The following is a 10,495-nucleotide window of genomic DNA, read 5'->3' as shown; positions in this document are numbered from 1 at the left end:
TTCTTTTGTTTATAAGCGCCTGTGGGGCAACACCCCAATCAACACACCGGAGCCGCGCGCGGGCCCCACATCCCGTGTCCGGGATGTGGGCCCCTCCTGTACGCGTGGGCGGTCGATCGCGCCGGGACTAGCCGAGTGCGAGCTTGACCATGTCCGCCTGCGGACCCTTCTGGCCCTGCGAGATCTCGAACTCGACCCGCTGACCCTCTTCAAGGGTGCGGTATCCGTCCATCTGGATGGCGCTGTAGTGGACGAACACATCCGCACCACCGTCGACCGCGATGAAGCCGTAGCCCTTCTCCGCGTTGAACCACTTGACGGTGCCCTGAGCCATGCCTAACTCCCCTATTACTGGCCCTTGCGCAGGAACGCACTTCGCGGTCCCGGGTCATCACTTGCGTCGGAACGCGTCGACCGAGGCTGAATGTATCCGCGCCGGTGCTGTCTGCAACAGGTCAATCCGACGAGAATTCTGGACACGGGGAAACACAGAAATAGAGTGAAAATCTGGCATATTCCAGGGCAACTCGGGCCCGGCATATCTCGCCAATGCCCCATACCGCGCTTGCACATTGACCCGATGTCGACCCTGCCGCGAGCCGTTCATATGCGCCGGGCAAGAGCAGCGGAGGGGACTTCCCCAACTCTACCGCGCCCAATCAAACAGAATTACCCCCTCCGCTTATTAACGGAGGGGGTAATTACGGTTTCGCGTGTCAGCCGCCGGCGACGGCCGGGATGATCGAGACGCCCGCGCCGTCCGGCGTCGCCGCCTGCAGCCCGCCCTCGAACCGCACGTCGTCGTCGTTCACGTAGACGTTGACGAAGCGGCGCAGCTTGCCCTGGTCGTCCAGGACGCGCGCGGCGATGCCCGGGTGGTTCTTCTCCAGGGACTCGATGACCTCGGCCAGGGTGGCTCCCTCGGCCGGGACCTCGGCCTGACCGCCGGTGTAGGTGCGCAGGATGGTGGGGATGCGGACGTTGACGCTCATGGCGCTACTGCCTTTCCGGGTGTACGGGGGGAGAGGGGGTGTCCGGCGGGTCAGGGCCGGGTCCCCGGGTCGTCTGGTGCCGTGCATTGCAAGGCGGAGGAGGGAGTCGACGCGGTGGGGGCACCTCCCAGCGGTAGCTGGGGGACGTCGGCGACCGACGACAACGCGGCAAGGCGCGGTGCCGGGCGGGCCGGGGACCCGGCCCTGACCCGCCGGACACCCCCTAGGCCAGGCCGGCGGCGCGGAACGCGTCCAGGCTCGGGCGGATGGTGGCGGTCTGCCCGCTGTCCGCGGCCACCGCCTCCAGGGTCTTGAGGCCGTCGCCGGTGTTCAGGATGACGGTGGTGAGCGTCGGGTCGAGCTGCCCGTTCTCGATGAGCTTCTTCGTCACGCCGACGGTCACGCCGCCCGCGGTCTCCGCGAAGATGCCCTCGGTCTGCGCGAGGATCTTGATGGCCTCGACGACCTGCTCGTCGTTGACGTCCTCGACGAAGCCGCCGGTGCGCCGCGCGATGTCCAGGACGTACGGGCCGTCCGCCGGGTTGCCGATCGCCAGGGACTTGGCGATGGTGTTCGGCTTCTGCGGGCGGACCACGTCGTGACCGGCCTTGAAGGCGGAGGAGACCGGGGAGCAGCCCTCGGCCTGGGCGCCGAAGATCTTGTACGGCTTGTCCTCGACGAGGCCGAGCTTGATCAGCTCCTGCAGACCCTTGTCGATCTTCGTCAGCTGTGAGCCGGACGCGATCGGGATGACGATCTGGTCGGGCAGCTGCCAGCCGAGCTGCTCGCAGATCTCGTACGCCAGGGTCTTGGAGCCCTCGCCGTAGTACGGGCGCAGGTTGACGTTGACGAAGCCCCAGCCCTCGCCCAGCGGGTCGCCGATGAGCTCGGAGCAGAAGCGGTTCACGTCGTCGTAGTTGCCCTCGATGCCGACGAGGTCGCCGCCGTAGACACCGGCCATGACGACCTTGCCCTGCTCCAGGTCGTGCGGGATGAACACGCAGGAGCGGAAACCGGCCCGGGCGGCCGCGGCGCCGACGGCGCCGGCCAGGTTGCCGGTGGAGGAGCAGGACAGGGTGGTGAAGCCGAAGGCGCGGGCCGCCTCGACGGCGATCGCCACGACGCGGTCCTTGAAGGAGTGCGTCGGGTTGCCGGAGTCGTCCTTGACGTACAGCTTGCCGCTGACGCCGAGCTCCTTGGCCAGGTTGGCCGCGTCCACGAGCTTGGTGAAGCCCGGGTTCAGGCTGGGCTTGGCGGCCACGTCCGCGGGGACCGGCAGCAGCGGCGCGTAACGCCAGATGTTGTTCGGGCCGGCCTCGATCGCCGCGCGCAGGGCGGCCGGGTCGCCGGTGGGGAGGTCGTAGGCGACTTCCAGCGGTCCGAAGCACTCGGCGCACGCGAAGATGGGTCCGAGTTCGAAACGGGTACCGCACTCGCGACAGGAAAGCGCGGTGGCAGGTCCGAGATCGACAGAGGTGGCGACAGTCTGTGCAGCCATGATGGCGAGGCCCTTTCTCCTCATCTTCCCCATGGCGCACTTCGCCATGAGACGGAATTGGCACCTTCCCTAGCCGGGGCCCCGCAGGATGCGTATCGCATCGCGAGAACCGACTGGAGGGTTGCCGGGGCTTCAACGGGCCGTGTCCCTCTGCCCCTCTGGATGAGCGGTATGGCACCGGCACACGCGCTCTATGGCGCGCCGGTGCGTTTGTACGCGAGGCCCCCCGGCATGCGGTGGTCCTGCGCGTTGTTCAAGACTGTAACCGAAGGTCCATGCGGTTGAGACAGCCGTCCGAACCGCGAGATGGATCACTTTTCGGTCAATCCGACCCGCAGGCCAACCGATGTGCAAGGAGTCTCAGAGTGCTGGAAGAGGTGGAGCGCTGGCTGGCCGACCGCTCCTGGTCCGCCGCCGACCGACCGCTCGACCAGTTGCTGGACCGGAAACGGGCAGCTGGGACCACGGTCAGCGTCGTGCTGCCGGCGCTCGACGAGGAGGCGACGGTCGGCGCGATCGTCGAGGTGATCCGCCGCGAGCTGATCGAGGGACTGCCGGTCCCCCTGGTGGACGAGCTCGTCGTGATCGACTCGGGCTCCAGCGACGCTACGGCCGAAGTCGCGGCGAAGGCCGGCGCCCACGTGGTGCACCGGGACGACGTCCTGCCGCGGATCCCGGCGCTGCCCGGCAAGGGCGAGGTGCTGTGGCGCTCCCTGCTGGCCACCACCGGGGACATCGTCTGCTTCGTCGACGCCGATCTGCGGGACTTCTCGGCCGCCTTCGTCTCCGGGATCGTGGGGCCGCTGCTGACCGAGCCGGACGTGCAGTTCGTGAAGGCCATGTACGACCGGCCGCTCGGCCCGGAATTCGACGGGCTCGCCTCCGGCAAGACCCCCGGCCAGGGCGGCCGGGTCACCGAGCTCGTCGCGCGCCCGCTGCTCAACCTGCACTGGCCGCAGCTCGCCGGCTTCGTCCAGCCGCTGGGCGGCGAGTACGCCGTACGCCGCTCCCTGCTGGAGCGGCTGCCCTTCCCCGTCGGGTACGGCGTCGAGCTCGGCCTGCTCGTCGACGCCCTGCACACGGTCGGGCTGGACGCGCTGGCCCAGGTGGACGTGGGCGTACGGCTGCACCGCCACCAGGACGGGCAGGCGCTGGGCCGGATGGCCGCGGCGATCTACCGCACCGCGCAGCTGCGGCTCTCGCGCGGGCATCTCGTACGGCCGGAGCTGACGCAGTTCGAGCGGGGCCCGGAGGGGTTCGTGCCGCACACCTACCCGGTGGACACCGAGGAGCGGCCGCCGATGCTGGGCATCAAGGAGTACGCCCTGCGCCGCGCGGCCTGACGGGTTCGGAAGTTTGCGCGAGGCCGGGCCGGGCTAGGTTCGCGACATGGCTGCATCCCAGGTACTCGTCGCCGCCAACCGCGGCCCCCTCTCGTACTCGCTCGGCACGGACGGCACGCTCAGCGCCCGGCGCGGCGGCGGAGGCCTCGTCTCCGGCCTCTCCGCCGCGCTGGCGCGGCAGCCGGACGCGCTGTGGATCTGCGCGGCGCTGTCGGACGCGGACCGGGAGGCGGTCCGGCGCGGCGTCTCGGAGCCGGGCGTCCGGATGCTGGACATCGATCCCACGATGTACGACGACGCGTACAACGGCATCGCGAACTCGGTGCTGTGGTTCACCCACCACCACCTGTACGACGTCCCGCGCGAGCCGGTCTTCGACGCGGAGTTCCGGCGGCGCTGGGCCTCGTACGCCGCGTACAACGAGGCCTTCGCGCGGGCGCTGGCCGAGGAGGCGGCGCAGGGCGCGTGCGTCCTGGTGCAGGACTACCACCTGGCGCTGGTCCCGGGCGCGCTGCGCGCGCTGCGGCCCGACCTGCGGATCGCGCACTTCACGCACACCCCGTGGGCGTCGAAGGAGTACCTGGGCATGCTCCCCGACGACGTCCGCGAGCAGCTGCTCGACGGGATGCTCGGGGCGGACGTGGTGGGCTTCCACACCGGGGCCTGGGCCTCGGCCTTCCTGGACGGCGCGGGCCGCGGGAACGTGGCGGTGTTCCCGCTGGGCGTGGACGCCGACGAGCTGCGGGCGCTGGCGCACCGGCCGGAGGTGGACGAGAAGCTGGCGGGGCTGCGGGCGGAGGTCGGGGACCGCAAGACGATCGTCCGGGTGGACCGGACGGAGCTGTCGAAGAACATCCTGCGCGGCCTGCTGGCGTACCGGGAGCTGCTGACGGAGCACCCGGAGTGGCGGGGGCGGGTGGTGCACCTGGCGTCGGCGTATCCCTCGCGGCAGGACCTGAAGGTGTACCGGGACTACACGGAGGCGGTGCGGGAGCTGGCGGCGGCGGTGAACGAGGAGTTCGGCACGGAGGACTGGCAGCCGGTGCTGGTGTCCGTGCAGGACGACTTCGCGCGGTCGCTGGCGGCCTACCGGATGGCGGACGTGGCGCTGGTCAATCCCGTGCGGGACGGGATGAACCTGGTGGCGAAGGAGATCCCGGTGGTGTCGGAGGCGGGGTGCGCGCTGGTGCTGTCGCGGGGGGCGGGGGCGTACGAGGAGCTGCGGGGGGACGCGGTGACGGTGAATCCGTACGACGTCACGGAGACGGCCGCGGCGTTGCACGCTGCGCTGGCCATGCCGGAGCCGGAGCGCGCGGAGCGCACGAAACGGCTGGCCGCCGCGGCGACGGCCCTCCCCCCGTCGGCCTGGTTCGAGGCCCAACTCTCGGCCTTGCGCACCACCTGACCTGCGGTCGGCTCGGCATTCGGACACCCGGCCCGGCTCCGCTCCTGGGGCTCCGCCCCAGACCCCGCGCCTCAAACGCCGGCGAGGCTGAATTTCCCCGGCCTCGCCCAACAGCACATCCAGCCCCACCGAGGCCAACCCCATCCCCGCCTGGGGCCAAACCCAGCCCAACCGAGGCCAACCCCAGCCCCGCCTGGGGCCAAACCCAGCCTCGCCGGCGTTTGAGGCGCGGGGGTTCGGGGGCAGCGCCCCCGACAGCGGCGCCGCACCCGATCCGCGACGCCGGGGGCAAATTCAGCCTCGCCGGCGTTTGAGGCGCGGGGGCTCGGGGGCGGAGCCCCTGACGGCGGCGCCGGAGCCGTGCCGCGGACCGCAGGTCAGGGGTGCAGGGTTTGGGCCAGGGTGGTCAGGAAGGCCACGACCGCGGCGGGGCCCGGCAGGACCAGGTCGGCTCGGGAGGCGAGCTCCGGGACCTCGGCAGAGCCACTGCACACCAGCAGCCCCGGCACCCCGTCGGCCCGCCGCTTCTCGACCGCCGAGTACGCGGCGAGGTCACCCAGGTCGTCGCCCGCGTACACCACCGCCTCCGCCCCCGTCTCCGCCAGGAACTCCGTGAGGGCAACCCCCTTGTCCATCCCCGGCGGCCGCAGCTCCAGGACCGCCCGGCCCGGCTCCACCATCAGCCCGTGCCGGGCCGCCAGCTCGGCCAGCGGCTCGCGCAGGACCGCGAAGGCCGCCTCCGGGTCCTCGGCGCGCCGCGTGTGCACGGCCAGCGCCCGGCCCTTCTCCTCGATCCAGGTGCCCTGCCAGGCCCCGATGGAGTCCAGGAAGCCCGGCAGCTCCGCCCGGACCGCCGCCACCCCGGGGTGCTCGGCGGGGGCGTGCACGATCCCGCTGACGGCGTCCCAGCGCTCGGCCCCGTAGTGGCCGAGGACGACGAGGTGTTCCAGGCCCGGGACCCCGGCGAAGCCCCCGTAGCGGACGGCGACGCCCGCCGGCCGGCCGGTGATCACGGCGACGGAGGCCACTTCGGGCGCGAGCACGGACAGCGCCGGTACGGCTCCGGGGTGGGCCCGCGCCTGGTCCGGGTCCGGGACGATCTCGGCGAGGGTGCCGTCGAAGTCCAGGGCGACCACGGAACGGCGCGGTGCGCGGAGCAGGGCGTCCAGGCCCTCGCGTCCGGCTGCGGTGACGGGCATCGGCAAGTCGTGCGGATGGCTCCCCATACGGACGACCCTAACGGCCGCGCGGGGCGACGGCTACGGCGCCGACCACGCCGCCAGTCCGGCCCCGTCCGGCCCCGTCCGGCTAGCGCCTGGCCCGCTGGGCCTCGCGGATCCGTCGCAGGCGGTTGACCGTGCCCGGTGCGTGGGCCAGTGCGCGCGGGTCGTCCATCAGCACGTTGAGCAGCTGGTAGTAGCGGACCGGGGTCATCCCCAGCCCTTCCCGTATCGCCCGCTCCTTGGCCCCGGGCCCGGGCCAGGTGCGTCCCTCGTACGCGAGCACCGCGGCCTCCGTGGCCGTCAGCCGCCCGTCGTCCGTCATACCGCCAGATTAACGCCGCCCACCGACACCGGCCCGGCCCGCCCCCGGCCCGCCCGGCCCGCCCCCGGCCCGCCCCGGCGGCCGCGCCCCGGGTCCCGCTCAGCGCGGGTCGGCGGCCCTGGCCTTCGTCGCGATCTCCTCCAGCACCTTCACCGGCTGCCCGCCCGGCTCGACGGACTTGCCGATGTTCTGCTTGATGTCCTCGCTGACGCCCGCCCAGGACTTCTTGCCGACCGGGTACAGCCGCGAGGACGGCAGCGCGTCCAGGAAGGTCTTCAGCTGCGGCGCGGTCTCGCCCGCCGTGCCGCTCTGCGCGGCCCGGTAGCCGGTGGTGGTGACCGGGAGCAGGTCGTACATGGTGGTGAAGGCGGTCACGTTCTTCGCCTCGTAGAGGTGGTCCAGGAACTTCCCGGACTCCTTGCGGTGGCCGTTCTTGAAGGCCATCACCCAGTCCGCCACGCCCATCGCCGAGTGCTCGGTGCCGTCGGCGGTGGGCATGGTGACCATGCCGAACTTCACGCCCTTGCCGGCCGCCTGCTTGATCAGCGTCGGGTGGCCGTTGAGCAGGCCGACCTCGCCGCGCGTGAAGGCGTCGAAGGCGGCCTGCCGGTCCAGCTTGCCCGGCTCCACGGGCCCGGTCAGGCCCTGGCCGACCATCTTGTCCCGGAGGAACTCCAGCGCCTTGACGTTCTCGGTGGAGTCGATGGAGTACTGCTCTTCGTTGTCGGTGTAGCCGCCGCCGCCCGCCAGCATCCACATCATCGTCTCGGCCTGGGCCTCCTCGCGGCCCAGCGGCAGCGCGAAGGGGGTGGCGACGCCCGCGCCCTTGAGCTTCTTCGCGGCCGCCTCCAGCTCCGTCCAGCTCTTGGGCTGCCAGCCGTTCTTGGCGTCCTTGGGGATGACCCCGGCGTCGCCCAGCAGCTTCTCGTTGTAGAAGAGCAGCCGGGTGCTGGCCACGAAGGGCAGCCCGTACTGGATCCGCTTGACCTTGCCGGCGTCGGCGAGCGGCCCGAGGAAGTCGGCCTCGGTCTTCACGGAGAGCAGTTCGTCGGCCGTGTAGAGCTTGCCGGCCTCCGCGTAGTCGGCGTAGGCGCCGATCTGCGCGATGTCGGGGGCCTTGCCCGCCTTGACCATCTCGGCGACCTTGGCGTCGACCTCGGACCAGGAGTAGACGCTGACCTCGACGTTGATCCCGGGGTTGGTCTTCTCGAAGTCCTCGGCGAGCGACTTCCAGTAGGTGGCCGACGAGTTCTGCGGATTGTCCCCGTACTCGGCCGCCACGACCCGCAGGGTCACCTCGTTGTCCCCGGTGAGTCCGCCGACGGCTCCGCAGCCGGTCAGTGTCACGGCCGTCAGGCACAGTGCGGCGCCGGACGCGGCCAGGCGCAGGTTTCGGCGGTTCACAGTTCTCGGTCCACCCCTTGTTGTACGTACGATCCACGTAAGGTCTACACCACTTTGGCCGCTGGTCCACATCCTTGGTCCCGAATTTGTATGGCCACTCAACAATCCCTCTCAATGGACTAGACCTTTCCCCGTGAAGCACGCGAGACTGTCCCCTGTGAAACCCGTGAAACACGTCATCGCCCTCGATGTGGGCGGCACCGGGATGAAGGCCGCCCTGGTCGCCGCCGACGGCACCCTGCTCCACGAGGCGCGCCGCGCCACCGGCCGCGAGCGGGGCCCCGACGCCGTCGTCGAGACGATCCAGGACTTCGCCGCCGAGCTGCTCGCCATCGGCCGGGAGCGCTGCGGAGAGGCCGCCTCGGCCGCCGGAGTCGCCGTCCCGGGCATCGTCGACGCCGAGAACGGGATCGCCGTCTACGCGGCGAACCTCGGCTGGCGCGACGTACCGATGCGGGCGCTGCTCAGCGGCCGGCTCGGGGGCATCCCGGTGGCCCTCGGCCACGACGTGCGCACGGGCGGCCTCGCCGAAGGCCGCATCGGCGCGGGCCGGGGCGCCGACCGCTTCCTGTTCGTACCGCTGGGCACCGGCATCGCCGGAGCCATCGGCATCGCCGGCCGCATCGAGGCCGGGGCCCACGGCTACGCGGGCGAGATCGGCCACATCGTGGTCCGCCCCGGCGGCCCCGCCTGCGGCTGCGGCCAGTACGGCTGCCTGGAGACCCTCGCCTCCGCCTCCGCCGTCTCCCGCGCCTGGGCCGCCGCCAGCGGCGAACCCGAGGCCGACGCGGCCGACTGCGCCAAGGCCGTCGAATCCGGCGACGCACGCGCCCTCGAGGTGTGGACGGCCGCCGTCGGCGCCCTCGCCGACGGCCTGGTCACCGCGATCACCCTGCTGGACCCGCGCACTCTGATCATCGGTGGCGGGCTGGCGGAGGCGGGGGAAACCTTGTTCACACCACTACGGGCGGCCGTCGAGGAGCGCGTGACGTTCCAGCGGCTGCCCCACATCGTTCCGGCGGCCCTCGGGGACACCGCCGGATGCCTGGGCGCAGGGCTGCTCGCCTGGGACCTACTCGCCACGGAGGTACCTGCCTGATGTCCGGAAGCGCGCACAGCACTGTTCTCTCCGGCGCCAGGGTGGTGCTGCCCACCGGAACCGTGGCCAACGGCCGGGTCATCGTCGACGGCGACCGCATCGCCGGCAGCGCCCGGGAGGGCGCGGAGGTCGTGGACCTGTCCGGGCACTGGATCGTCCCCGGCTTCGTCGACATGCACAACCACGGCGGCGGCGGCGCCTCGTTCACCTCGGGCACCGCCGACGAGGTCCTCAAGGGCGTCCGCACCCACCGCGAGCACGGCACCACCACCCTGGTCGCCTCCACCGTCACCGGCGACCTCGACGAACTGGCCCGCCGCGCCGGTCTGCTCGCCGAGCTCACCCAGCAGGGCGAGATCGCGGGCATCCACTTCGAGGGCCCGTTCATCAACGCCTGCCGCAAGGGCGCCCACAAGGCGGACCTGCTCCGCGACCCCGACCCGGCCGAGGTCCGCAAGCTGATCGACGCCGCGCACGGCGCCGCCCGCATGTTCACCCTCGCCACCGAGCTCCCGGGCGGCCTGGACTCCGTACGGCTGCTGGCCGAGCACGGGGTCATCGCCGCGATCGGGCACACGGACGCCACGTACGAGCAGACGCGCGCGGCCATCGACGCGGGCGCGACCGTGGCCACCCACCTCTTCAACGCGATGCCCGGCCTCGCGCACCGCGAACCCGGCCCGATCGCCGCGCTGCTGGAGGACGAGCGGATCACCGTCGAGCTCATCAACGACGGCACCCACCTGCACCCGGCCGCCCTCGAACTCGCCTTCCACCACGCGGGCGCGCACCGCGTGGCCCTGATCACCGACGCGATGGACGCGGCCGGCTTCGGCGACGGCACCTACCACCTCGGCCCGCTCGAGGTCGAGGTCAAGGACGGCGTGGCCCGGCTCGTCGAGGGCGGCTCCATCGCCGGCTCGACGCTGACCCTGGACACCGCCTTCAAGCGCTCGGTCACCGTCGACAAGCTGCCCGTGGAGTCCGTGGTCCAGGCCATCTCCGCCAATCCGGCCAAGCTGATCGGCCTCTACGACGAGATCGGCTCGCTGGAGCCCGGCAAGTACGCCGACCTGGTCGTCCTGGACGCCGATTTCGACGTCCGGGGCGTCATGCGGCGCGGCGAATGGATCGTCAGCCCGCCCGCACAGCAGGGCGTCTGACGGCCAACCGGCTGTAGACGGCAAGCGGTCGGCCCGCGGGACTGGG

General features: G+C 71.7%; 10 protein-coding genes and 1 riboswitch. Of the genes, 4 read left to right on the top strand and 6 right to left on the bottom strand.

Annotated elements, in window-relative coordinates; translation table 11 throughout:
- Nucleotides 1-127: 127 nt before the first annotated feature.
- The 3 genes from ACFWP3_RS10885 to thrC form a co-directional block, all read right to left on the bottom strand.
- Entirely contained in the window at nucleotides 128-334 is a 207-nt protein-coding gene (locus tag ACFWP3_RS10885) for a cold-shock protein (protein WP_030009783.1), read from the bottom strand.
- A 382-nt stretch (nucleotides 335-716) separates the two neighbouring features.
- Nucleotides 717-992: a MoaD/ThiS family protein gene (locus ACFWP3_RS10880; protein ID WP_069921330.1), complete on the bottom strand. Its 276-nt coding sequence runs from the start codon at nucleotides 990-992 to the stop codon at nucleotides 717-719.
- A gap of 223 nt (nucleotides 993-1,215) precedes the next feature.
- A complete protein-coding gene (gene thrC / locus ACFWP3_RS10875; protein ID WP_384218645.1) occupies nucleotides 1,216-2,514 on the bottom strand; it encodes a threonine synthase in 1,299 nt (432 codons plus the stop codon).
- Nucleotides 2,508-2,659, bottom strand: a riboswitch (SAM riboswitch). (Overlaps the previous gene by 7 nt.)
- A 196-nt stretch (nucleotides 2,660-2,855) precedes the next feature.
- Between thrC and ACFWP3_RS10870 the strand changes: the two genes are divergently transcribed.
- On the top strand, nucleotides 2,856-3,833 hold the full coding sequence (locus ACFWP3_RS10870; protein ID WP_384218643.1) for a glucosyl-3-phosphoglycerate synthase: 978 nt from the start codon (nucleotides 2,856-2,858) through the stop codon (nucleotides 3,831-3,833).
- 46 nt (nucleotides 3,834-3,879) lie between these two features.
- The gene (locus ACFWP3_RS10865) at nucleotides 3,880-5,238 is read left to right on the top strand and encodes a trehalose-6-phosphate synthase (RefSeq protein WP_384218640.1); all 1,359 of its coding nucleotides are present in this window, start codon (nucleotides 3,880-3,882) and stop codon (nucleotides 5,236-5,238) included.
- 377 nt (nucleotides 5,239-5,615) lie between these two features.
- Here ACFWP3_RS10865 and otsB read toward each other — a convergent pair whose 3' ends face one another.
- The 3 genes from otsB to ACFWP3_RS10850 form a co-directional block, all read right to left on the bottom strand.
- Entirely contained in the window at nucleotides 5,616-6,464 is an 849-nt protein-coding gene (gene otsB / locus ACFWP3_RS10860) for a trehalose-phosphatase (RefSeq protein WP_384218638.1), read from the bottom strand.
- 82 nt (nucleotides 6,465-6,546) lie between these two features.
- Nucleotides 6,547-6,783, bottom strand: coding sequence for a DUF3263 domain-containing protein (locus ACFWP3_RS10855; protein ID WP_069921326.1), 237 nt, complete (start codon nucleotides 6,781-6,783; stop codon nucleotides 6,547-6,549).
- 99 nt (nucleotides 6,784-6,882) lie between these two features.
- A complete protein-coding gene (locus ACFWP3_RS10850) occupies nucleotides 6,883-8,187 on the bottom strand; it encodes an extracellular solute-binding protein (protein WP_384218635.1) in 1,305 nt (434 codons plus the stop codon).
- 166 nt (nucleotides 8,188-8,353) lie between these two features.
- On the opposite strand from ACFWP3_RS10850, the gene ACFWP3_RS10845 reads away from it, so the two are divergent.
- Nucleotides 8,354-9,286: an ROK family protein gene (locus ACFWP3_RS10845; protein ID WP_384218662.1), complete on the top strand. Its 933-nt coding sequence runs from the start codon at nucleotides 8,354-8,356 to the stop codon at nucleotides 9,284-9,286.
- A complete protein-coding gene (gene nagA, locus ACFWP3_RS10840; protein WP_384218633.1) occupies nucleotides 9,286-10,449 on the top strand; it encodes an N-acetylglucosamine-6-phosphate deacetylase in 1,164 nt (387 codons plus the stop codon). Before ACFWP3_RS10845 ends, nagA begins: the two co-directional genes overlap by 1 nt.
- Nucleotides 10,450-10,495: the final 46 nt, after the last annotated feature.

Origin of the sequence: Streptomyces sp. NPDC058525 (assembly GCF_042719495.1) — a bacterium.
Classification (GTDB): domain Bacteria; phylum Actinomycetota; class Actinomycetes; order Streptomycetales; family Streptomycetaceae; genus Streptomyces.
This window is presented reverse-complemented; position numbering and strand designations above follow the sequence as displayed.

What these genes read in the sequence shown, in the direction of transcription:
- ACFWP3_RS10885 (WP_030009783.1), bottom strand. Translation starts at nt 334, where the DNA reads ATGGCTCAGGGCACCGTCAAGTGGTTCAACGCGGAGAAGGGCTACGGC.
- ACFWP3_RS10880 (WP_069921330.1), bottom strand. Translation starts at nt 992, where the DNA reads ATGAGCGTCAACGTCCGCATCCCCACCATCCTGCGCACCTACACCGGC.
- thrC (WP_384218645.1), bottom strand. Translation starts at nt 2,514, where the DNA reads ATGAGGAGAAAGGGCCTCGCCATCATGGCTGCACAGACTGTCGCCACC.
- nagA (WP_384218633.1), top strand. Translation starts at nt 9,286, where the DNA reads ATGTCCGGAAGCGCGCACAGCACTGTTCTCTCCGGCGCCAGGGTGGTG.
- ACFWP3_RS10865 (WP_384218640.1), top strand. Translation starts at nt 3,880, where the DNA reads ATGGCTGCATCCCAGGTACTCGTCGCCGCCAACCGCGGCCCCCTCTCG.
- otsB (WP_384218638.1), bottom strand. Translation starts at nt 6,464, where the DNA reads ATGGGGAGCCATCCGCACGACTTGCCGATGCCCGTCACCGCAGCCGGA.
- ACFWP3_RS10855 (WP_069921326.1), bottom strand. Translation starts at nt 6,783, where the DNA reads ATGACGGACGACGGGCGGCTGACGGCCACGGAGGCCGCGGTGCTCGCG.